At 66.3% G+C, this 21,083-nt stretch carries 20 protein-coding genes; 16 read left to right on the top strand and 4 right to left on the bottom strand.

The features are described from left to right. The first annotated feature begins 36 nt into the window (after positions 1–36). Positions 37–639, top strand: a complete 603-nt coding sequence (locus G369_RS0131725; RefSeq protein ID WP_019658110.1) for an acyl-homoserine-lactone synthase — start codon at positions 37–39, stop codon at positions 637–639. Positions 640–683: 44 nt separating this feature from the next. Here the strand turns inward: G369_RS0131725 and G369_RS0131720 are convergent, their stop codons facing one another. Next, positions 684–1,394 (bottom strand): autoinducer binding domain-containing protein, encoded by a 711-nt coding sequence (locus G369_RS0131720; RefSeq protein WP_026346805.1) that lies wholly within the window; start codon positions 1,392–1,394, stop codon positions 684–686. A 374-nt stretch (positions 1,395–1,768) separates the two neighbouring features. Here G369_RS0131720 and G369_RS36630 point away from each other — a divergent pair, with 374 nt between their 5' ends. Continuing rightward, complete coding sequence (locus tag G369_RS36630; RefSeq protein ID WP_019658108.1) at positions 1,769–2,701, top strand: GlxA family transcriptional regulator; 933 nt, start codon at positions 1,769–1,771, stop codon at positions 2,699–2,701. A 12-nt stretch (positions 2,702–2,713) separates the two neighbouring features. Here G369_RS36630 and G369_RS0131710 read toward each other — a convergent pair whose 3' ends face one another. Both G369_RS0131710 and G369_RS36625 read right to left on the bottom strand, forming a co-directional pair. After that, positions 2,714–3,610, bottom strand: coding sequence for a ParB/RepB/Spo0J family partition protein (locus tag G369_RS0131710; protein ID WP_019658107.1), 897 nt, complete (start codon positions 3,608–3,610; stop codon positions 2,714–2,716). Then, complete coding sequence (locus G369_RS36625) at positions 3,607–4,398, bottom strand: ParA family protein (RefSeq protein ID WP_019658106.1); 792 nt, start codon at positions 4,396–4,398, stop codon at positions 3,607–3,609. The genes G369_RS0131710 and G369_RS36625 overlap by 4 nt, the downstream gene beginning before the upstream one ends. Before the next feature lie 126 nt (positions 4,399–4,524). Here G369_RS36625 and G369_RS0131700 point away from each other — a divergent pair, with 126 nt between their 5' ends. The 12 genes from G369_RS0131700 to G369_RS0131645 all read left to right on the top strand — a co-directional run bounded on the left by G369_RS0131700 (position 4,525) and on the right by G369_RS0131645 (position 17,645). Next, entirely contained in the window at positions 4,525–5,097 is a 573-nt protein-coding gene (locus G369_RS0131700) for a hypothetical protein (RefSeq protein WP_019658105.1), read from the top strand. Between the two features lie 6 nt (positions 5,098–5,103). Further along, entirely contained in the window at positions 5,104–5,394 is a 291-nt protein-coding gene (locus G369_RS0131695) for a TrbC/VirB2 family protein (RefSeq protein ID WP_020723402.1), read from the top strand. 11 nt (positions 5,395–5,405) lie between these two features. Then, positions 5,406–5,807: a VirB3 family type IV secretion system protein gene (locus G369_RS36620; protein ID WP_019658103.1), complete on the top strand. Its 402-nt coding sequence runs from the start codon at positions 5,406–5,408 to the stop codon at positions 5,805–5,807. Next, positions 5,795–8,302, top strand: a complete 2,508-nt coding sequence (locus G369_RS0131685) for a VirB4 family type IV secretion/conjugal transfer ATPase (protein WP_019658102.1) — start codon at positions 5,795–5,797, stop codon at positions 8,300–8,302. The genes G369_RS36620 and G369_RS0131685 overlap by 13 nt, the downstream gene beginning before the upstream one ends. After that, complete coding sequence (virB5, locus tag G369_RS0131680) at positions 8,295–9,029, top strand: P-type DNA transfer protein VirB5 (RefSeq protein ID WP_019658101.1); 735 nt, start codon at positions 8,295–8,297, stop codon at positions 9,027–9,029. Before G369_RS0131685 ends, virB5 begins: the two co-directional genes overlap by 8 nt. Before the next feature lie 260 nt (positions 9,030–9,289). Continuing rightward, positions 9,290–10,342 (top strand): TrbL/VirB6 family protein, encoded by a 1,053-nt coding sequence (locus G369_RS0131675; protein ID WP_019658100.1) that lies wholly within the window; start codon positions 9,290–9,292, stop codon positions 10,340–10,342. Between the two features lie 151 nt (positions 10,343–10,493). Further along, positions 10,494–11,216, top strand: a complete 723-nt coding sequence (locus tag G369_RS0131670) for a VirB8 family type IV secretion system protein (RefSeq protein WP_026346803.1) — start codon at positions 10,494–10,496, stop codon at positions 11,214–11,216. After that, positions 11,213–12,052, top strand: coding sequence for a TrbG/VirB9 family P-type conjugative transfer protein (locus G369_RS0131665; RefSeq protein WP_019658098.1), 840 nt, complete (start codon positions 11,213–11,215; stop codon positions 12,050–12,052). The genes G369_RS0131670 and G369_RS0131665 overlap by 4 nt, the downstream gene beginning before the upstream one ends. Then, entirely contained in the window at positions 12,049–13,398 is a 1,350-nt protein-coding gene (virB10, locus tag G369_RS0131660) for a type IV secretion system protein VirB10 (protein WP_026346802.1), read from the top strand. The genes G369_RS0131665 and virB10 overlap by 4 nt, the downstream gene beginning before the upstream one ends. Next, entirely contained in the window at positions 13,346–14,512 is a 1,167-nt protein-coding gene (gene virB11 / locus G369_RS0131655) for a P-type DNA transfer ATPase VirB11 (RefSeq protein WP_347876457.1), read from the top strand. The genes virB10 and virB11 overlap by 53 nt, the downstream gene beginning before the upstream one ends. Next, the gene (locus G369_RS0131650) at positions 14,478–16,436 is read left to right on the top strand and encodes a type IV secretory system conjugative DNA transfer family protein (protein ID WP_019658095.1); all 1,959 of its coding nucleotides are present in this window, start codon (positions 14,478–14,480) and stop codon (positions 16,434–16,436) included. Before virB11 ends, G369_RS0131650 begins: the two co-directional genes overlap by 35 nt. Positions 16,437–16,505: 69 nt before the next feature. Beyond that, complete coding sequence (locus G369_RS0131645; protein ID WP_019658094.1) at positions 16,506–17,645, top strand: LPD7 domain-containing protein; 1,140 nt, start codon at positions 16,506–16,508, stop codon at positions 17,643–17,645. Positions 17,646–18,308: 663 nt separating this feature from the next. Here G369_RS0131645 and G369_RS0131640 read toward each other — a convergent pair. Further along, a complete protein-coding gene (locus G369_RS0131640) occupies positions 18,309–18,953 on the bottom strand; it encodes a carbonic anhydrase (protein WP_019658093.1) in 645 nt (214 codons plus the stop codon). A gap of 298 nt (positions 18,954–19,251) precedes the next feature. Here G369_RS0131640 and G369_RS0131635 point away from each other — a divergent pair, with 298 nt between their 5' ends. Both G369_RS0131635 and G369_RS0131630 read left to right on the top strand, forming a co-directional pair. Then, complete coding sequence (locus G369_RS0131635) at positions 19,252–20,763, top strand: DUF4331 domain-containing protein (RefSeq protein ID WP_026346800.1); 1,512 nt, start codon at positions 19,252–19,254, stop codon at positions 20,761–20,763. A gap of 13 nt (positions 20,764–20,776) precedes the next feature. Then, on the top strand, positions 20,777–21,079 hold the full coding sequence (locus G369_RS0131630) for a hypothetical protein (RefSeq protein ID WP_019658091.1): 303 nt from the start codon (positions 20,777–20,779) through the stop codon (positions 21,077–21,079). Positions 21,080–21,083 lie beyond the last annotated feature (4 nt).

The following is a 21,083-nucleotide window of genomic DNA, read 5'->3' as shown; positions in this document are numbered from 1 at the left end:
GCGCTGTAATGCGGCTTCATTGAGCGAGAGCGCGCCATGGAGATCATCACCGGAACCGTCGATTCGTTCTCCGCGGAGATGCTGTTCGACATGGCTCGCTACAGGCACCGGGTCTTCGTCGAGAAGCTGGGCTGGGATCTGGACACGCGCGCGCGGTTCGAGCTGGACGAATTCGATCGCAAGGACACCGCCTATCTGATTGCCCGCAACGCCGGCGGCCAGATCGTCGGGACCGCCCGCCTGCTCTCGACCCATCGGCCTTATCTTCTGGCCACCGTGTTCCCCGAGCTGCTGGGCAGCAAGCCGGCGCCGTGCTCGCCGAAGATCTGGGAGTTGTCGCGGTTCGCGGCCGTGGATCTGGACGCCCAGCCGGGTGCGACCCATGAGGATCTCCTCGGATCGTCGCTGGCGCTGGAGATGCTGAGCGTGGCGATGCGCACCGTCGCGCAGGAAGGAGGTCGGAGACTGATCAGCGTCTCGCCGTTGGGCGTGGAGCGCATCCTGCGCCAAGCGGGTCTGCGTGCGCGCCGCCTGGCTCCGCCGGTGCGCATCGGTCGCCGGCATCTGTTCGCCTGCGCGATCGACGTGGACAGCACCTGGCGTCCGGTGCCCGGTCGCCAGGACGGCGCCCACCGATGAGCAGGCGCACCGTGTCATGCACCGGCCGCGAAGGCACGCTCAGCTCAGCTCAGGACCCCGAGGCGCGAGGAAAGCGCCACCGCCGAACTCTTGTTGTTGGCATGCAGTTTGGCCATCACATTCCTGACATGGAAGTTCACCGTCCGCTCGGAGATGTCCAGGATGATCGCGATTTCCTCGCTCGTCTTGCCGTCGGCCGTCCATCGCATCACCTCCACCTCGCGGCCGGTCAACGGCGCGAGTTCGAGCCAGGGACTTTCTCCGAGACGGGGCGAAAGCACCCGGTGGGCCGTGCTGGCAAGCCACTGAAGCAAGGGATCCTTGGCGCGCAGCTCTGCGGCCGTGAGCGGCTCGCTCGAGCGCGCAAGCGACAGCATGCCCACGCGGCCATCGGCGTCGAAGACCGACTGCGCCCATCCGACGCGCAGCCCGAAAGAGCGCGCTTCATCCCACATCTTCGGCGTGTCCCGAAAGACGTCATCGCTCCAGATGACCGGTGCCCGGCTGCGCGAACCGTGAATGGCGGTGGGATCGATCCCCAGGTAGCCCTGCTCCAGGTACCGGCGATTCCATTGCGCATCGTAGGTGCTGAGCATCCGGGCCTCGAAGCGGGTGAAGGGAAAGAGGACGCGCAGTCCGTAGGCACAGCTCTCGAAGCCGAGATGCCTCGCCGCCACGTGGATCAACTCGAGCGCCTGGGATGTCTCGCTCACTTCGGCCAATCGGCCGAGAACATCTTGTGTCCAATCATTCATGGATGCCCTTTCCTACATCCCCGGGGGCGCCGCCAGCGATCGCGGCGCGTGGCCTCAACGGAATCTTGATGCAGCGCCTGTAGGCTGCGGTCGCTGCGTTGCCTCGCCATGTTTACCGAGCTCGGCGACACCTTCCAGGTGTGCCGTTGAAGCAAGGACCAACAGTCTAGAAGTGATGTTCCCCCCTATGACAGCGAAATGACCACCATTTCTGCCAATCTCGCGGGGCTCGAGCATGCAAGCCTGGGCAGCCTCGAAGGGAGCTTCGCTGGATGACCACGACGCACGTCCCGATCTAGGGATCCATACCCCTGAGCGATGCACACGGTCTGGTTTCTGCTGCTGCCGGGATTCCTCTCGTCGACGTCAGCAGCATGCTTGCGGTCTTCGAGGGCGCCAACGCGCTGCGCCATGACGAAGACAAGGTCGCCGCCTATTCCGTGCAGCTGGTCTCCATCGAAGGCCGCGCGGCCTGCAGTTCCAGCGGCGTCCTGTTGGCAACGCAGGTATTGCCGCATCGGCTCGAAGGGAATGCGAATTCGCTCGTCATCGCGGGTGGGCCCGGGGCTGGGAGTGAACCCGCTGGCGGGAGCGATGTACGGCGTCTTCAGGGATGGTTCTCGAACAACCAGCAGCACCTGGTTCGCTGCGCGGCTGTCGATGTCGACGCGCTCGCGCTGGCACCGACGTCTGCCCCGGCGCGCCAGCGGGCAAATCCTGTGTCCGCCAGCTGGCTGGCCCTGAAGGCAAGGCGTTCGGACTGGACCGCCGCCTCCCCGGTCTCACCGCGTTGGCGGTACATCGAGGCGGGCCAGGGAACGGACCTCGCATTGTCATGGCTCGAGGCGGATCAGGGATCTGCCTTCGCAGACACGCTGGCCGAGCGCCTGCCAGAACCGCGCAGTCGGCGCTACGGACCGATGCGCTACCGCAGCAGCCTGATCGATCATCCTGCGCCGGACCCGCGGATCGCCATGCTGCACGCGTGGATCGCCGCACACCTGCACGAAAAGCTCGATGTGGCCCGGCTGGCGCAGCGATTTCCCATGTCCACGCGCTCGTTCACCCGCCTCTACAGTCGCGCGACGGGGCTCACGCCAGCACATGGCGTGCAGCAGATTCGTCTGGACACGGCATGTCGCCTCATCGAAGCGGGCACACGCCCCCTCAAGACCATTGCGGCGCAATGCGGCTACAGCTCGCAGGAGGTGATGCGCAGGACATTCCTGCGCGTCCTGGGCATGACACCCCGCGAGTACCGGCAACACCACATGATCCCAAGGAGCGAGCCGGGCGCTTCCCGGTGATCACTGCGGCGGCTATCCCTCCGTGGCCCAGCACACGGGGCGCAGCTCTGCCAGCGGCAGCAAGACGCGGGATCCATCGGCGAAACAGACTTCGCCGACATCGCTGCCGCAGGCCTTGAGACGCAGAGAACCGCGCTGCCCCTTGTGATCCACCACCAGTACCGTGCGCCCGCCACTGGCGACCGGTGCCGCCCGATGGGTGCGCGCCGGCGATGTCGCACGCGAGGGATCCGTGCGCTCCATCGTTTCGTCGAGCTTCGATCGATTGATCGTGTGGCCTTGCGCCAGAAGCTCCTGCACCGCCTGCGGCCGGTCGCGCACCGTCGTCACCAGCCGGTACAGCGTGCGCACATCGCCACCGATCCTGCCTTCCTCCACGGCTTGCCGCAACTCCGTCGGCGCGTCGTTGAGACTGGCCGCCTCGGTGATGAAAGAGCGCGGCTTGCCCAGCCTGCGCGCGATCTCCGCGCGCGTATGCCCTTCCCTCTCCCGCTCGGCGATGAAGGTGGACAGATCGAAGGGCGACATGTCTTCGCGGTGCAGGTTCTCCACCGCCTGCGCAAAAGGATCGACGCGCTCGTCGATGAAGCCCGGCACGCTCAGCAGGCCCGCTTGTCGGGCGGCACGCACCCTGCGCTCGCCTCGATTGACGATGTACCGGCCCACATGAGTGGGGTGGCTGCGCAAGGAGACGGGCTCGAGCACGCCATGCCTGCGTATCGATTCGGCCAGCTCGGCGATCCCCTCCGTCCGCATGCCCCTGCGCGGTTGGCAGGGATCGAGGTCGATCGCATCCAGCGCCACCTGGCTCGGCGCTGCGGGCGCAAGACGGTCTGTCCCTTCGGCCAGCAGGTCCGTCGCCTTGAAGCGGGACAGCGAGCTCAGGTCCAGCTCCTTCGTTGGGCTCATGCGCTCTCCTCCGGCGCCCCCGCGGCGGGTTCCGGCGCGAGAATGCGCTGCTGGAGCAAGCCGAACACCTTCATCACCTCGAGGCTCGCCTCGCGCGCCGCGCTCCTGGGCAAACGCCACAGCGGCACACCCGTGGCGAGCGCCTCGGGGATGGCGGAGCGTGTCGAGATCCGCGCGGGGATCACGAGTTCGTGGAAGTTCGCCACCAGTTCCTGCATCGCTGCCTTCTGCCGCGACGAATGGGCATTGAACCGGTTCAGCACGATCCCCGCCAGCCGCAGCTGCGCGTTGTAGCGGTGCTTGATGCCGAAGACGGTCTTGAGCATGTCCGTCACGCCATCGATGCTGTACTCCTCCAGCTCGATCGGACACGCCACCGCCGTCGCAGCCATCAGCGCTGCCGTCATGCGCAGGCCCAGCGCCGGCGGGGTGTCGATGACCACGGTATCGAACGCCCGTGCCAAGTCGGCGACGCTTCTGCGAAATGCGGGAATCACCACCTCCGGCCTCGCAAGCTCGACGTCGGCCAACTGCCTGCATCCGGCCATCAGCACGATGGAAGACTCGTTGCGTGGGAGGGCCGGGATCGCGCCCGAGTCAAACAATGCCCGGGCGCCGCTGTCCGCGCGGTACCGGCGCAACGACTTGGTGCTGTTGGATTGACCGTCCAGGTCGATCACGCAGACGGCCTGCCGCCGCAGATCGGCCAGCCAATGCGCATACAACACGCTCAGTGTGGACTTGCCGACGCCACCCTTCTGATTGCCGAAGACCACCACGTTGCCCATGATCCGCTCCTCGCGATGCGGAACTTCATGGCATCGCAATGCGGAATCTCGCACCTCGCTCGCTCGGAGCGCCACTGTCAAAAGAGCCAGTAGACCAGCCAGCCAGCATGGGCAGACAGTGCGCCCATGCGATTCAAGGACTTTCAACGCGGCGACCTGGCGCGCAAGGGCATCCGGACCGCCCTGGCCACCTTCGTGGTCATCGCGTCTGGCGCGGCCTGCACGGGCAGTGTGCAGGCGCAGGCCCAGGCTTCCTCCGCGTCTCGGCGCATCGTCACCCCGTCCGAGCAAGGCGAGCGCGACAGTGAACGGACCGAGATCCTCCGGCAGGAGTTGAAGAGGTCCGAGGAGGAGCTCGAAGGCCTCGAGAGACGCCGCGCCGAACACCTCGGGGCATCCGACCCGGAGGCTGCGAACCAAGCCGCGCGGCAGCAGTCCCGGCTGCGCGCCGACATCGCCGCCTTGAAGCGTGAATTGGCTTCGGCGACGCGCAATCTCGATGGGACGCCGGCGCAGCCCCCGGCCAGCGACCGGGCGGGTGCGGGCCGCCTGTCGGCGATCGCGAGCACCGCCGCGCCGGCGCTGCGGTGGTGGGACGTCTACGGCGCCCGTCGCCAGGCCGAAAGACCCGCACCGCTTCCGAGCGCACCGCAACAGCCACTGGATGTCCACGCCGTGGGCGCCGCCAGAAAGGAGTAAGCCATCATGCCTGCCGGAATCCGTCGAGCGTGGCCGTTGCTGCTCGTGGGCCTTTTGATCGTGCTGCCGGAGCTGGCCATCGCCAGCAGTCCGTTCGCCAGGGGTGCAAACGCCACGCAGCAGCAACTCGTCACCATCCTCACCCCGCTGGCAGCCGTCGCGGTCATGGTCTCCGGGGCCATGGCCTGGTTCGGGCGCCTGAGCTGGTGGTGGATGGTTGCCGTGGTCATCGGGACCGTGCTGGTCTTCGGCGGTCCGCAGATCGTGACATGGATCCGGGGCCTGTTCGGGGTCTGAAGGCAGGTGCCATGAGCCGCAACCAAGGCATCGTCGTCGACGCGTTGTTCGTCGGCATGACCCGGCCCCCGATGGTTTGGGGAGTCACCTACTCGGCCATGATGTTCAACATCGTGATCACGAGCGAATCCTTCATCGTGACCAAGAACCTCGCATGGCTGCTGGCGTTCTTGCCGATCCACGGCATGCTCTTCCTGGTCTGCCTGCATGAGCCGCGCTTCTTTGACCTGCTGCAGCTGTGGGGACGCACCCGGCTGCCGGCCATGGTCAACGGCAATCTGCGATTTTGGCGTGCCAACTCGTACAGCCCCCTCGCGGTGGATCTCCCGGACGCGCACGGACGGCGGCGCTCACGCCCGGTCGAGGTGCTTTATCGGGCGCGGCCCGAAAGGGGCAAGCCATGCACCTGCTGAGCCGCACCGAAAGAACGCTGCAGCGCGAACTCAGCGCCGCCGCGATGATTCCCCTGACCGCCCATGTCGATGCGCACGTCGCGAGAACGCGCGCCGGGGACTATGTCCAGACGCTGCGCCTGGGCGGCATCAGCTTCGAGAGCGCGGACGACGAGGACATCAACAACTGGCATGAACGACTCAACGTCCTGCTGCGCAACATCGCCTCTCCCCACCTGGCGCTGTGGACCCACGTGGTGCGACGCCGCGAGCTCGGTTATCCCACGGGCCGGACGGTCCCGGGTTTCGCGGGCGAGGTCGAACAACGCTATCGGCAGAAGATGGCGCGCGAAAGGCTGATGGTCAATGAGCTCTACCTGTCGACCGTCTTTCGGCCCCAGTCCACGCGGGTGGGCAATGCCGCATTGCGCTTGCTCAAGCGCACCGACACCGAAGGCGAGCGCGCGGAGCTTCGCGACTCCCTGGACCTCTGCGACAAGCTGCGCCAGGAATTGCTTGTCGCCCTGGAGCGCTACGATCCGCAGCCCCTGGGCATCTATCAACCCGAAGACAGCGACATTCTCTGTTCCTCGCTCGCGGAGTTCTACGGCTTGCTGATCAACGGGGAGTGGCAGCGCATGCCGCTGCCACGGGCGCCTCTTGACGAGGTGCTGGCGACCACGCGTCCGTTCTTTGGTCATGAAGCCATGGAATACCGCACGGGCACCCAAACCCGGATCGGCGCCTTCCTCGGCATCAAGGAGTACCCGACCCCCACGGCGCCGGGCATGCTCGACGCCTTGTTGACGGCCCCGTTTCCGTTCGTGCTGACCCAGAGCTTCACCTTCCTCGCCAAGGGCAGCGCCACGGACATGATGAGCCGCCAATACCGTCGGATGGCAGCCGCCGGGGATCTGGCGCTGTCCCAGGCGGAAGAGCTCAAGGAGGCCCTGGACGACCTCGCGAGCAACCGGTTCGTCGCGGGGGACCATCATCTCAGCCTCCACGTGCTGGCCGATGCCGAGGACGGCGTCGGCGAGCGTGCGCACCAGCCCCGCCTGAAGCAGCTCAACGACCACATGGCCCGTGCCCGCTACCTGCTGGGCGACACGGGGATGGTCGTCGCCCGCGAGGACCTCGCGCTGGAGGCAGCCTTCTGGGCCCAGCTGCCGGGAAACTTCGGCTACCGCAGCCGCAAGGCGCCGATCACGAGCCGCAACTTCGCGGCGATGTCGCCGTTCCACAACTTTCCCACGGGCCGCGCGACAGGCAACTACTGGGGCAGCGCGCTGACGATGTTCATGACCCGCGCGGGGTCTCCCTACTATTTCTCGCTGCACGCGAGCGACCCGCGCAGTCCCGATGGCGGCAGCCGACGCGACGTGGGACACGTCACCGGCGTGGGTCCGGTCGGTACGGGCAAGACCACCCTGCTGGGTTTCTGCATGGCGGCCATCTGCAACCGCCTCGATGCCACCCAGATCATCTTCGACAAGGACGAAGGCCTGCACATCCTGGTGCGGGCACTCGGCGGCCAGTACCTGCCCCTCAAGAGCGGCGCGCCGACGGGCTGCAATCCCCTGCAACTTGACGACTCGATGCCCGACAACGTCGAATTCATGCGGCGTTGGCTGCGCCGCCTGGTCTTGCGCACGCCCGGCGACAGCCTGACGGTGCGCCAGGAGGATGATCTCGACCAGGCGCTCCAAGGCACGCTGCGCCTGGCGCGCCCCTTTCGGTGCCTCTCTCGGCTGGTCTCCTTTCTGGACGTCACCGACCCCGAAGGCATGCACGCGCGGCTGCGCAGATGGTGTTCGTCGGAGAACGGCGCCTATGGCTGGGTCTTCGACAACGACGAAGACCGCGTGGCGCCCCTGCTTTCGGGCCACGCGCTGGTCGGCTTCGACGTCACGGATTTCCTGGACAACGAGGTCGTGCGCGCGCCGTTGACCATGTATCTCTTCCATCTGGTCCACACGATGGTGGACGGACGTCCCCTGGTGTGCTGGATGGACGAATTCGCCAAGCTTCTGGACGATCCCGCCTTCGCCACGTTCGCCAAGAACGGCCTGGAAACCTGGCGAAAGAAGAACGCCAGCATCGCCACCTTCACGCAGAGCACCAGCCACGTGCTCGATTCCAGCATCGCCCGGGCCATCGTCGAGCAGACTCCGACCAAGATCCTGTTTCCGAATCCGGAAGCGGACCATGACGAGTACACGCAGGGCTTCAATCTGGCGGACCGGGAGTTCGCACTGATCAAGCAGGAACTCGAACCCGGTTCGCGGCAGTTTCTGATCAAGCAGAACCATGTGAGCGTCGTGGCGCAGCTCGACCTCAGGGGCTTCGACGATGCGCTGCACGTCATCTCGGGGCGCACCGGCAATGTCCGCCTCATGCGCGAATTCATCAGGATGCTGGGCCCGCATCCGGATCAATGGCTGGCGCCTTTCCGAACGACGCTGGCAGGAGGGCCTTCCCCGTCAACGTCTTCTCAGGAGAGCTCCCATGCGTAGACATCTTCTCGCCCTCTTCATCGCCGGCGCCACCTTTCTGGCGCCGCTGCAGGCCAGGGCCGGCATCCCGGTGATCGACTTCACGGCGATCGCCAATCTCATCCAGCAGGTCATGTACTGGCAGCAGCAGATTTCTGCGATGCAAAAGCAGTACGAACAACTCCAGCAGACGAAAAACCAGCTCACGCAGACGTACAACGCGATGACGGGTCCCCGAGGCATGGAGCAACTGCTTCAAACCTCCGATGCGGCGCGCAACTATCTCCCAACCAGCTACGGCGACCTGATGGGCACGGTCAATGGATCGTCGACCAGCTACGCCGGCCTGAGCAACCTCGTGCAATCCGTCATGAAGGCCAACAGCGTGCTGTCGAGCACCCAGCTGGACGCACTCAGTCCCGAGCTTCGACAGGTCGTCGAGCAGGGGCGACGATCGGCAGCCATGCTCAACGGCATGACCCGAAGCGCCTACCAGAACACCAGCCAGCGCTTCTCCGCCTTGCAGCAGCTGATCGACCGCATTGCCTCCGCCCAGGACCCGAAGGCCATCCAGGATCTGCAGGCCAGGATCCAGGCCGAGCAGAACATGCTCACGAACGAGCAGACGAAGCTGCAGGCGCTCTATCAGATGGCGCAGGCCGAAGAGGCTATCCGAACTCAACGCATCCGCGAGAAAGCTGCCAGCGACATCGGCAGCATCAAGACGATCTCAGCGGTCAACTACTGAGCAAGGAAGGAGTCTGAAATGCCTGGACGCAAATGGGCCTACGCTCTAGTTGCCATCTTGGCCGCAGGAATCTACGCGGTCGCACAAGTGAGTGAAAGACGCCACCCTGCAACGCCCGCCGACCCTCCAGCACGGATGCGATCGGAGTCCAGGAATGAAGACACGACTCGCAGGATCTTGGAGGGCATCGGGCACTTCAAGGATCTGAAGTCCGTCCCCTTGCCATCGACTCCCGAACATTGAGTGAGCCGGAGCTTCACATGGGATTCTTCGAGCAATTCTTCACCTGGCTGACGGCGCAGCTAAGCGTCTATGTGAGCACCAATGCCGCCCGAATCGCCTCGGCAATCGAACCTGCGGTGGTCACGCTCGCGACTGTCTATGTGATGCTCTGGGGCTTCCTGAGCCTTTCCGGACGAATTCAAGAACCCCTCTGGGAGGGTGTGAAGCGCATTTTCATGGTCGGCATCGTGCTGGGTCTCAGTTTGAGACTCTGGATGTACAACGACGTTGCCGTCGACACATTTACGCGAGGCCCTGACCAGCTGGCCGCAGCCATTCTCGGTTCAGGCTCGACTGTATCCACGGTCGACCAGATCTGGACGGACGGAAATTCGATCGCAGAGCAGTTGTTGAGCAAGGGAAGCGTCCTCAACGAAAACTTTGCCTACTATCTCGCAGGATTTCTTGTCTATCTGCTGATTGGGCTGACGGTCGTCGTCACCGCATTCTTGTTGGCACTGTCCAAGGTCGCCCTGGCGCTGCTCCTCGCGCTGGGCCCGCTATTCATTGGCCTCTTGTTCTTCGACGCCACCAAGCGCTTCTTCGAGGCGTGGCTCGCCCAGCTCGCCAACTACGCACTCATCACGGTGCTCGCCACGCTGACGGCGGCACTTCTTCTGCATGTTCTTCGCTCATACACCCAGAATGCCGTCTCGCTGGGAAGCGCGGTCACCGTCACAGAAGGCGCCAGAGTGTGCCTGGCCTCCGCGTTCATCTTCCTTGTCATGCGCCAGGTCATGCCCATTGCTGCGAGCCTTGCAAGTGGTGTCGCGCTCTCCTCGTTCGGCGTGGTCAGCGGGATGGCGCAGTGGGCCATGGGCGGGGCCAAACGCACCGGCTACGAGGTCGGGCGTGGCGTCCTCGACGGCATGGGTCGACAACCCGGAAATCGGTGGGACTCCTTCCGACGCCAGGCAGGTCACCGCATCGGCTCCGGGATCGCCTCGATGGTTCGCGACGGGACATCGCGCCGCGGCGGCACGGTGATCCCGCGCGAACGGGCCATGCCGAATCACCGCCGGATGGACTGATCGAAGGAGCGTTCGATGAGACTCGTGGTCACTCTCCTTGCATCGGCCCTGATTTCTTCCTGCGGCACTCACCCGCCGCTGCCGCCTGAGTGCGAAGGGCCGCTCACGCCGATCAATGCCGCGACAGGCACCACCATCCCGGGAGCGCTCAATGAATCGCAACGCCGGTATTGAAAGCTACCTGGAAGAAGCCCGGAACTGGGAGCTCGACCGCGCTCGCCGGTCGGAGCGTTCAGCCAGGCTCGCGTGGGTCTTGACCGCCATCGCAACCGGTATCGCGGTGCTCTCGGTGGCCGCCGTTGCCGGTCTCACACCGCTCAAGCAGCCTGTCCCCGTTCTGATCCGTGTCGACAGCAGCACCGGCATCGTCGACATCGTTCCGGCCTACGAGGGGACGACCGACATCGAACAGGTGGTGACGCGCAATCTGCTGCAGAACTATGTGGTGGCGCGCGAGCGCTACTTTTATGGGATCGCGGAGACGGATTACGAACTGGTCGCTTCGCAGAATTCGCCTCGTCTCAACCAGGAATGGGCCGCCCTGTGGGCCGCGAACAATCCGGCCTCTCCCCTGAACGCCTACAAGGACGGCACGACCATACGGACGCAGATTCGCTCCGTCAGCTTTCTCAAGCTGGAAAGCGGCAGGGACAGGCTGGCCCAGGTCCGGTTCACCCGATACAACCGCGCCGGCGGTACCGGTGACGAGCAGGCGAGTCCCTGGGTGTCGACCGTGGAGTTTGCATATGTCCAGCCTTCCAAGGACAACAAATGGCGCTCGCTCAATCCACTAGGTTTCCGCATCGTCGAGTACCGCCGCGAACCCGAGGTCGCCACCGCGAGCGTTCCGGCCCACCCGCAGGATGCGCGATGAAGCCCTACCGCTGCCCGTGGCGCGTGGCGCTGGAAACTGGCATGGCCTCGCTGCTATGCTTCGCGGCGCCTTTCGCGGATGCCGTGACCGTGCCCCCTGTGGGCAAGGTGGATGCGCGCGTTCGGGTCGTTGCCTACAACGCCGATGACGTCGTCGCGCTGCATGGCTACGTGGGCTATCAGATTCATCTGCGTTTCGCCGAGGGAGAGGAGTTCGTGAACCTCGGCTCGGGCGACAACGGCGCCTTCGATGTGGGCGCGGAGCGCAACCATTTTTTCATCAAGCCGAGGGAAGCACGGGCCGCCACGAACCTCACCGTGCTCACCAACCGGCGGGCTTATCACTTCGACTACGTGGTCTCCGCCCGTGCGCCCTCGGGGGCTGCGGCGCGGCGCATGGTGTATTCGATTCGCTTCACCTATCCCGAGGACGAAGCGCGTGCGGCGGCAGCCGACGAGGAACGTCGCCGTGCCGAAGCGCTCATGCGCCGGGCACCTGAAGGGCCTCGCAACAGCGACTACTGGTTCTGCGGCAGCGGGTCGCTGAAGCCCTTGAGCGCTTCCGACGACGGCATCCAGACCCGACTGAGCTTCCAGGCTCGTGCCGAATTCCCGGCCCTGTTCGTGCAGAACGACGACGGATCCGAGTCGCTGCTGAACTTCAACGTCGAGGACGACGAGGTGGTCATCCACCGGCTCGCACGACGGGTCATCCTGCGCCGCGGCAGGCTGGTGGGTTGCGTCGTGAACCGGTCCTTCCACGGCGACGGTGCCCGCACCCCGACCCACACGAGCGTGCAAGGCGTCCAGCGCCTCACCGCCGGAGACGGCCCATGACCTCGCGCAGCGGCGTGGAACAACCCTCTTCATTCGAACCCGGGAACCGACGCCCCTGCGGTGCAGCCGGCGAGGTGGACCCGGCGACCGGGGAGATCCTCGCCCCACGCGACATGCACGAGCGCGCCGAACGCCCGGCAGACGGCGAGGGCGCGTCGGTCGAGGGAGAGCGCACCATTCCCTCGGTCAATCGCGAGCGATCCATCCAATCGAGGATCAGGAGTTCGCTGGCCCTTTCCACCATCCTTCTCCTTGGCGCCGGGTTTCTCTTCTGGTACTACGGCACCCAGTATTCCCGCAACCGCGAGAGCCTGGAAGCTGCGCGCAGGACGGCCATGGCCCGTGCCGGCGGCGAGATGAAGGTCCCGCCATTGGGGCACATCCAGCCGCCCCGCGCGTCCGATGCAGCCTCGGCAGCCAGCGCGGGGCAGCCCCCCGCGCCTGCAGCCGCAGCGGCCAACAGCGGACCTGCCCCGAAGACACCCGAAGAGCTGGCCCTTGAACGGCAGCTGGCCGCCCCGGTCCTGCGGCGTGCGCCAATGCTGCAGGGCGGCAACGCACCCGCGCATGCATCCTTGGGAGCCGCCACGGACACGCCTTCCTTCAGCGGGATCGGTAGCGTGCCCCACATGGCGCAACTGCTTGGCGCCGCCCCGGCCTCCGGGTCAGCGACCACAAGCAGCGGGAGCACTCCGCTTGCGGCGAACCTCAAACCGACGCCCACGCCCGCCGTCGCCGCCACGATGCTCGCGACCCGGCGCCTGCTGCTGCCCAGGGGGGCCTTCATCGACTGCACGCTGGAAACGGCGATCGACTCGACCTACGAAGGCATGACCACCTGCATCGGTGCGAACGACATCTACGGTGCGGACGGCAAGGTCGTCCTCCTGGAACGCGGTACCAAGTACGTGGGCGAGCAACGCGGGGCTCCCCGGCAGGGCCAGGGGCGCGTCTTCATCCTCTGGAGCGAGGCGCGCACGCCCACCGGCGTCGTCGTCCAGCTCGCATCGCCCGGTACGGACGAACTCGGCCGCAACGGCCTGCCCGGCTTCGTCGATACCCATTTCTGGGAGCGCTTCGGCGCGGCCATCCTGGTCTCGGTGATCGACGGGACCATGCAGGCCTTCGCCGCGCATCGGCAAGGCGGCTCCACCGTCGGCGGTGGCACCGGCGTGGTGCTGGCGCCGCAGGGCAGCCGCGACGTACTCACCGAGATCCTGCGAAGCACGGTCTCGATGCCACCCACCGTCATCAAGAACCAGGGCGAGCGCATCCAGATCCTGGTCGCCCGCGATGTGGATTTCAGGAGCGTCTATGCCCTTCGGACCGTCTCCACCCCTCCTTGAACGCGAGTCCGGCGCGACGCCCAGCGGCCTTCAGCCTGCAGGTCAGCCTCCGGGTGCGGCGCCGCCTGGCCCTGCAACGACCCCACCCTCGTCGCTGGCGCTGTTTCTCGGCCCGCTCGAGCCGCTGCTGAACGACCCGGAAGTGACCGAGATCTGCATCAACGCGCCGGGCGCGGCCTTCGTGGAACGGCAGACGGGCTGGACGCGCGAGGCCCTCGCGTTCGCCAGCTTCGAATGGTGCATGTCCATCGCCAAGCTGGTGGCCAACTTCACGCGCCAGCGCGTCTCTGCGAGGGAACCGCTGCTGTCCGCCACACTGCCCGGCGGCGAACGCATCCAGATCGTGCTGCCGCCGGCCACCCTGGAAGGCACCGTATCGATCACCATCCGGCGGCCGTCAGGCGCCATCTGGACCCTGGAGGAACTCGAGCAACGCCACGTCTTCGCGCAGACACGCCGCGCACCCGGGGTGCGAGCGCCGCAGGCGGCCTCTGAAGAGCTGCGCGCCGACGACCGCGAGCTCGCGGCGCTTCTCGAGGGCGGGCAGTTCGTGCCTTTCCTGCGCCGGGCCGTCCAACTGCGCAAGAACATCCTCCTGTCCGGCGCCACCGGGTCCGGCAAGACCACGGTCAGCAAGGCGCTGATCCTCGAGGTGCCTGCGCAGGACCGGCTCATCACCATCGAGGACGTGAAGGAGCTGTCGCTGCGCAACCAGCCCAACCATGTGCGGCTCTTCTATTCGCAGGGTGCGCAAGGGCAGGCGGAGGTCACGCCCGGCCAGTTGCTGACAAGCGCGAAGCGGCAGCGCCCCGACCGGGTCTTCGTGTCGGAGCTGCGCACCGGCGAGGAGGTCTACGACTACCTGGTGTCCGTCAACACGGGCCATCCCGGCTCGATCACCAGCGTGCATGCGGACAGTGCCGAGATGGCCTTCGTGGCCTTGGCCCAGCTCATGAGACGCAGCCCTGCAGGCCGGGGCATGAGCACGCGCGAAGGCGTTGAATTGGCCCAATTGAGCGTGGATGTGGTGGTGCAGTGCGCACGCGAGCGGCAGCACCGGATCGTGCGGGAGATCTGGCATGAACCAGGCACCAAGCTCCGAGGCCTGGCCTAGCCCTTTCAGGATCGCGGTCGCGCTGCTTGCAGCGGCAACGCTCGGCCTGTATCTGGCCGGCTATGTCTTCCTCGTCGCGATGAAACTGCCACCGGAGCATGCGACGCTGCTGACCATCTACCAGTACTGGGCGGCCGAAGGCGAGCGTCCCGCGGTGTGGCGCACGCTCCTGGCCTCGCTGGTCGGTTCGCAGGGCCTGACGCTGGGTCTCGTCGGCCTCGCGATGCTGCCGAGGCGGCGCCCGCTCTATGGCGAAGCGCGCTTCGCCAGCCGGCGCGAGATCGCGAAGGCGGGCCTGCTCGACGAACACGGCATCATCCTCGGACGCCTGGGCGGGCGCTATCTGGTCCTGCCGGGCCAGCAGGGGGCCGCGCTGGAAGCGCCCCCTCGCAGCGGCAAGGGTGTGGGCGTGGTGATTCCCAACCTGCTGAACTGGCCCGGCTCGACCATCGTCAGCGACGTCAAGGGCGAGAACTTCATGCGCACCGCGGGTTTTCGCGCGGCGCACGGGCAGGCCGTCCACCTGTTCGACCCCTTGTCCGAGCGCGAATGCTCCGCGCGCTGGAACCCGCTGGGCTACGTGTCCGAGTCGCCCTACCGCTGCATCGACGATCTGCAGCGCATCGGCACGATGCTGTTTCCCGATCCGCTGGCGGGAGATCCTTTCTGGACCTCCTCGGCGCGCTCGCTTTTCCTGGGCATCGCCCTCTACCTGTTCGAGACCGAGGGGGCCCCACGCACCCTGGGGGAAGTGCTGCGCCAGGGCATGGCCAGCGACGACGAAGGTTTCCAGAAGCACTGGAAGCGGGTGATCGACGCCTGCGACCGGGCCGGCTATCCGCTGTCCCATGAGGCGGTCCAGAGTCTCTACGACGTCATCGACCTCGCCCCGACGACGGCCTCGAGCATCCGCAAGACCTTCACGAGCCGCCTGGACCTGTGGCTCAACCCAATGATCGACGCAGCCACGTCCGCCAACGACTTCGATCTGCGCGAGCTTCGCAAGCGGCCGATCTCGATCTACGTGCAGATCAATCCGGACAACATCGCTCGCCTGCAGCCTTTGCTCAATCTTTTCTTCCAGCAGGCCATCGGCCTGCAGACGCGCGAGCTGCCGGAGCACAACCCGGCGCTGCGCCACCAGCTGCTCCTGATGCTCGACGAGTTTCCGGCGTTGGGGCGGATTCCGGTCATCGCGGAGTCCACCGCCTTCCTGCCAGGGTACAACGTGCGCACGGTCATCATCGTGCAGTCCAACTCCCAGCTCGTGGAGAAGTACGGCCTCGAAGGCGCCAAGTCCATCCGGAAGATGCTGGCCGCACGCATCGTGTTCCCGCCCAGGGAATACGACGATGCAGAAGCCATCTCGCGCGAACTGGGCACCCGCACGGTCCGGCAAAGGAGCATCAGCCGTCCGATGTGGGGCGGCGCGGGCAAGTCTGCCTCCGTCACCATCAGCGACCAGCCTCGCCGCCTGCTGCTGCCACAGGAAATCAAGGAGCTCGGTTCCTCCCGGATGATCCTTTTCTATGAAGGACTGCGCCCCGTGCTCGCGCAGCGCATCTTCTACTTCCGCGACAAAGTCTTCGCGAGCAGGGAGTTGCCTCCCCCGCCGGTGCCGAAGCTGGACGTGGCCCGATCGGGGTGCGCCGTCACAGCCGCAGGGGCGGTACCCGCCGACAGCGAGGCCGCTGCCGCGGGGGAGTGTCCCGCCCTGCCCGCCGATCCCGGCGCGCTGCGGCCGCGCGGCCGCCCTGCGTCAACGAAAGATGCGGATGTCCGGCGCGGCGGTGAACAGGACGATGAATGGAGGCTGGAGGACTTTTCGTTCGACTTCGACGACGTGGAAATCCCCGTCGAGAAGCTCAGTGAGGAGGACCTCCAGCGCTGTGCCGACGCCTTCATGGCGCAGGTCCTCGACTGAAGCCCCGAAAACCTGAAGCCGCTCCAGCAGCCGCGCCAGTCCCCTTCCCTCATCACAAAGGATGCCACCATGTCCCGCATCGAACCCCCTGCAGGCCTCGCCACCGACAGCGAGGGCAGCATGTCCGGGGACTTGGCCGGCACTGTCCAAGCGGACGCTGCGCCCGCCCAGGGCACACACGCCCGTGTCCCCGACGCCATCGAGCGGAATTACCTGCGCGTCGACGACCGCTATTTCTTCCCGGATCGCACGCTGGCGTTCATCGACGACGGCCATCGCATCCGTGTAGGGACCGAGAACCTCGAGGTGCTGCGCAACGTCGTCGCGATCGCGCAAGCGCGCGGCTGGCAGGCCATCTCGCTCAGAGGCACCGAGGCTTTCCGGCAGAACCTGTGGCGCGAGGCCACGCTGCGCGGGATCGAGGTCGGAGGCTATGAGCCGACGCCGGCCGAAATCCAGCAGCTGCAGCGGATGCAGGTGCGCAGGCATCCGTCGCGTGGCGCCGGACAGGGGCCGGCAGCCCCGGACGGCGGCCCCGATCCAGGCCGGCAATTCAAAGACGGGCCGCGATCGCGCGAGGGCTCGCGCCCGCCCATCCAGGGCCTGCTCGTCGCCGCGGGGGCCGCGCCGTACCGGTTCGACGCGACACAGCGCATGTCCTTCTACGCGACGGTCCGCTCGGAAGCCGGTGAGCGCACCGTCTGGGGCGCGGATCTCGAGCGCGCCCTTGCCGAATCGGCCTCCCGTCCACGCCTCGGTGACGAGGTGGTGCTGCGCCAGGAGGGCACCCATCCGGTCAAGATCCGGGACGCCTCCCGCGACATGGCGGGTGACGCCATCAGCGAAAGGACCCTCGTCGTGCAGCGCGCGAGGTGGCGCGTCGAAACCGCGGATCACCTGCGTGCCATGAAGCGCCACGCCGAACACATGCGTACAGGAGGACCTCTCTTCGAGACGTCGCTGCGCCAGGAACCCGGGCTGGCCGCGGCCGCGGCGGTCCTCGAGCTCGCCGCGCAGTACGCGCGGCGCGTCACCCCCGACCGGGCCTCGCAGCAAGGGCTGATGCACCTGATCCGGGAACGGATGGCCGATGCGCTGGAGCAAGGCCGTTCGATCCGTCTGCCGGCACGACGCCCACGTGCGACGCCCCTGCGGATTCGCGTACGCGGCGGCCGAGTCCACGACGAGCCCGACCATGAGCGCGCTTAGCGGGTGTCCACGCCCGAAAATCATGTTCGGCTGCGCCAGCCTTCCGGCGACAACAAGTTGCTGACGCTTTGGCGAAGATCGCAGGACGGTCAGGCCATCAACACGAGACCGGGAAGGTGTCGTAACCCGCAGCGGGTGCGCGGCCCAGGGGGCCGGAGGTCCGTGGCACTCGGCGTGCGGGGCATGCAAGTGGGTGATGCTAGCGGGCCCCGCATGCGCGACTGGCTTCTTCGACCGCCGCCAGAATTGCCTTCAATCGGCTCGCGGCCACAGCCCTGAGCGCATAAGCGGATTCGATGTCTTGTGGATCGGGGCGCGAATCGCCACTCCGGATACAAGGCAGAAACTTCAGGGAGCATATGTCTCTCCCTTGCCGGTACTTCACCTATCCCGGGGAGTTGTCAGCGCTGCCGATCTGCGGGCACTGGCAAACAAGTATCGCGACCTCGCACGCGAGAGGTCTTCGGTGGATGGCTCCCAGACGCCATGACGACAAAGCGCTCTGCGGGAGCAGCTTCACGCTCCCCGTTGCATGGGCGCCGCTGCCGTTGCGCGCATCGCCGTTCATGTTTGCCTCACTCGGCCTACTGACAGGAATCCAGCAGCCCGTGCGTTCGCTCTACATCGTCCTCCGCGCACTGCTTGCATCCTTGCGGCAGCGAGTCAGGCGCCGTCCGGCTTTCTGGCCGATGGATGGCTCGCCAGCGGCACGAAGGCGTTCGTTTCCATGTCCAGCGCCTCGATCGAGCCGCTCCCGATGTCGTAGACCCAGCCGTGCAGATTCAGCTTGCCCTGGGCCAATGCCAGCGCCACCGACGGGTGCGTGCGCAGATTGTTCAGTTGGGCGATCACGTTTTCCCGCACCATGCCGTCCACGCGCGAGCGTTCATCGGCGTGCGGCTTCGCTTCGTTGATCATCCGCGCGGCGTCGGAATAGCGCAGCCAGTTCTTCACGGCAGGCATCGTGTCGAGGCAGGCGCAGGTCGCGATTGCCTTCATGGCACCGCAATCGGAGTGGCCGCATATCACGATGTCGCTGACCTTCAACGCCGACACGGCGAACTCGACCGTTGCCGAGACCCCGCCCGGCTCCGGACCGAAGGAAGGAACGATGTTGCCCGCATTGCGGATGACGAACAGATCCCCGGGCTCTCGCTGGGTGACGAGCTCGGGCACCATCCTGCTGTCCGAACACGAGATGAACAGCGCCTTCGGCGTCTGGCTCGTTGCCAGTTCCTTGAAGAGCTGCTTGCGACTGGGAAAGACTTCCGCCTGGAAGCGGAGAAAACCGGCAATGATGTCTTGCATGCGCGAAGTCTAATCTGACTCGGAGCTCTCGCGGACGCCCAGGCCGGGCCGAGCTGGTTCATCGGCCGCGCTGTCAAGGTGATGTGATCGCTGCATCAAAAGGCAGGTTTCGCCGCCCTTTCATCCCGCCGGGGAAAGAGGCCCTCTTACGGCCAGCGCAGGCCCTGCAATCAGGGATTACCCATCCCGTTGCCGCTGAATCCAGCCGAACTTTCTCGGCGTATGGGTTGTGCGCACGGCTTCGCCTTGCGCAAGTCGCTGCCGCTCATTCCAACATTTGACTATCGAGGTGACGCCGATGAGATTGCTTCCAACGCCTGTCAATGCCTGTGTTCTTGCGCTCAGTGCGGCCGCCGCCGTCAGCGCATTCGCCTCCAGCCACCGCGAGGCGCCCTCGATTGCCGGGATGCCCAAGCTCGACGGCACCGACTTCTACATGTTCCGAAGCTACGAGCCCAACCGCCAGGACTTCGTGACGTTGATCGCCAACTACCAGCCCGACCAGGGCCCGTACGGTGGCCCCAACTACTTCACGATGGACCCGAACGGGCTCTACGAGATCCACATCGACAACACCGGCAGCGCCATGGAAGCCCTCACCTTCCAGTTCCGCTTCACCAACACGCTGCGCGATATCCAGCTGCCGATCTCGGGCAAGCAGGTCTCGATCCCGCTGGTGCAGGCCGGCCAGATCTCGGCGCCCAACCAGGCCACGAGCAATCTGCGCGAGACATTCACGCTCACCGTCGTGCGCGGCGACCGCCGCAAGGGGCAGGCGTTTGCCGTCACCAACGCGGCCAACGGCAGCACCGTGTTCGACCGGCCGACGGACAACATCGGCGAGAAGACCTTCGGCGGCCCGAACGGCTATGCCGCCTATGCGGCCCAGCAGATCTACAACATCAACATCCCGGGCTGTGCCGGGGGTGGCCGCGTCTTCGCGGGCCAGCGCCAGGACCCGTTCGCGGTCGCGCTGGGCCAGGTGTTCGACCTCATCAACCTCAACCCGCTCGGCTCGACCAGCGCCTACGGCGCAGGCACGCTGGCCACGCGCAACGTGAGCACCCTGGCGCTTGAAGTGCCGATCGCCTGTCTCACTGCGGGCGGTACCGGCCCGATCATCGGCGGCTGGACCACGGCCAGCGCGCGCCAGGGCCGACTGATCGCCAGCCCGCCCAAGAGCGGCCACGGCACCACGACGCTCAACGGCGGCGCCTGGGCACAGGTCTCCCGCCTGGGCATGCCGCTGGTCAACGAAGTCGTCATCGGCCTGAAGGACAAGGACAGGTTCAACAGCTCCAGGCCGATGGACGACGGCCAGTTCGCAACCTACGTGACGAATCCGACGCTGCCGGCATTGATCCAGACGCTGTACCCCAGTGCACCCGCACCGACGAACTTTCCGCGCACCGACCTGGTCGCGGCATTCCTGACGGGCATCGACGGCCTGAACAAGCCCGCCAACGTCAAGGCCTCGGAAATGCTTCGCCTGAACACCAGCATCGCTCCGACCGCGATGGCAAACCAGAGCAACCTCGGCGTGGCCGGCGGCGACAACGCGGGCTTCCCGAACGGACGCCGCCCGGGCGACGACGTGGTGGACATCGAACTGCGCGTGGCCATGGGCGCCCTGTGCGTCCTGACCGGCGCCAACGATGCGCTCAAGGTCGGCTGCAAGCCGAGCGATGCACCGGCCGGCGGTGCGGCCATCACCGACGGCGCGCTGCAGAGCCCGTCGCAGTTCCCCGCCGCTTTCCCGTACCTCAATACCCCGCTGCCCGGCGCCGTCAACGCCGCCGCGGCACCGTGAACGGGAGCACGGCATGAACCGGAACATCCATCGCATTGGCGCCGCCCTGCTGCTGGCCACGGCCCTTGCGGGCTGCGGCGGCGGAGGTGGCGGCGGGGGCGGGTTCTATCCGTTCCCGCTGCCGGTCGGCGGAAACACGTCGCCACAGAGCCCGCCGCAAAACACGCCGCCCGGGGCTGCCGACCCCTACGACCTGTTCGTCGCCTACGTGCAGGCCATGGTGGCGACCATGCTCGACACGAGCGAACCGACCGACGTGGCGGCCTTCGACCCGCCTCCGACGTCGGAGACCAAAGAGCCGGTCGCCACGCAGTAGCCGA

It is taken from the genome of Variovorax atrisoli 110B, assembly GCF_000382045.1.
In the GTDB taxonomy this organism is placed as follows: domain Bacteria; phylum Pseudomonadota; class Gammaproteobacteria; order Burkholderiales; family Burkholderiaceae_C; genus Variovorax; species Variovorax atrisoli.
The sequence above is the reverse complement of the archived record's forward strand: the minus strand, read 5'-3'. Positions and strand labels throughout refer to the sequence as shown.

Excerpts from the sequence above, each read along its gene's own strand:
- G369_RS0131645 (WP_019658094.1), top strand. The coding sequence starts at position 16,506 with ATGTCCCGCATCGAACCCCCTGCAGGCCTCGCCACCGACAGCGAGGGC.
- G369_RS0131725 (WP_019658110.1), top strand. The coding sequence starts at position 37 with ATGGAGATCATCACCGGAACCGTCGATTCGTTCTCCGCGGAGATGCTG.
- G369_RS0131675 (WP_019658100.1), top strand. The coding sequence starts at position 9,290 with ATGGGATTCTTCGAGCAATTCTTCACCTGGCTGACGGCGCAGCTAAGC.
- G369_RS36630 (WP_019658108.1), top strand. The coding sequence starts at position 1,769 with ATGCTTGCGGTCTTCGAGGGCGCCAACGCGCTGCGCCATGACGAAGAC.
- G369_RS0131665 (WP_019658098.1), top strand. The coding sequence starts at position 11,213 with ATGAAGCCCTACCGCTGCCCGTGGCGCGTGGCGCTGGAAACTGGCATG.
- virB10 (WP_026346802.1), top strand. The coding sequence starts at position 12,049 with ATGACCTCGCGCAGCGGCGTGGAACAACCCTCTTCATTCGAACCCGGG.
- G369_RS0131650 (WP_019658095.1), top strand. The coding sequence starts at position 14,478 with ATGAACCAGGCACCAAGCTCCGAGGCCTGGCCTAGCCCTTTCAGGATC.
- G369_RS0131670 (WP_026346803.1), top strand. The coding sequence starts at position 10,494 with ATGAATCGCAACGCCGGTATTGAAAGCTACCTGGAAGAAGCCCGGAAC.
- G369_RS0131630 (WP_019658091.1), top strand. The coding sequence starts at position 20,777 with ATGAACCGGAACATCCATCGCATTGGCGCCGCCCTGCTGCTGGCCACG.
- G369_RS36625 (WP_019658106.1), bottom strand. The coding sequence starts at position 4,398 with ATGGGCAACGTGGTGGTCTTCGGCAATCAGAAGGGTGGCGTCGGCAAG.
- virB5 (WP_019658101.1), top strand. The coding sequence starts at position 8,295 with ATGCGTAGACATCTTCTCGCCCTCTTCATCGCCGGCGCCACCTTTCTG.
- G369_RS0131700 (WP_019658105.1), top strand. The coding sequence starts at position 4,525 with ATGCGATTCAAGGACTTTCAACGCGGCGACCTGGCGCGCAAGGGCATC.
- G369_RS0131640 (WP_019658093.1), bottom strand. The coding sequence starts at position 18,953 with ATGCAAGACATCATTGCCGGTTTTCTCCGCTTCCAGGCGGAAGTCTTT.
- G369_RS0131635 (WP_026346800.1), top strand. The coding sequence starts at position 19,252 with ATGAGATTGCTTCCAACGCCTGTCAATGCCTGTGTTCTTGCGCTCAGT.
- G369_RS0131695 (WP_020723402.1), top strand. The coding sequence starts at position 5,104 with ATGCCTGCCGGAATCCGTCGAGCGTGGCCGTTGCTGCTCGTGGGCCTT.
- G369_RS0131720 (WP_026346805.1), bottom strand. The coding sequence starts at position 1,394 with ATGAATGATTGGACACAAGATGTTCTCGGCCGATTGGCCGAAGTGAGC.
- G369_RS36620 (WP_019658103.1), top strand. The coding sequence starts at position 5,406 with ATGAGCCGCAACCAAGGCATCGTCGTCGACGCGTTGTTCGTCGGCATG.
- virB11 (WP_347876457.1), top strand. The coding sequence starts at position 13,346 with ATGTGGATTTCAGGAGCGTCTATGCCCTTCGGACCGTCTCCACCCCTC.
- G369_RS0131710 (WP_019658107.1), bottom strand. The coding sequence starts at position 3,610 with ATGAGCCCAACGAAGGAGCTGGACCTGAGCTCGCTGTCCCGCTTCAAG.
- G369_RS0131685 (WP_019658102.1), top strand. The coding sequence starts at position 5,795 with ATGCACCTGCTGAGCCGCACCGAAAGAACGCTGCAGCGCGAACTCAGC.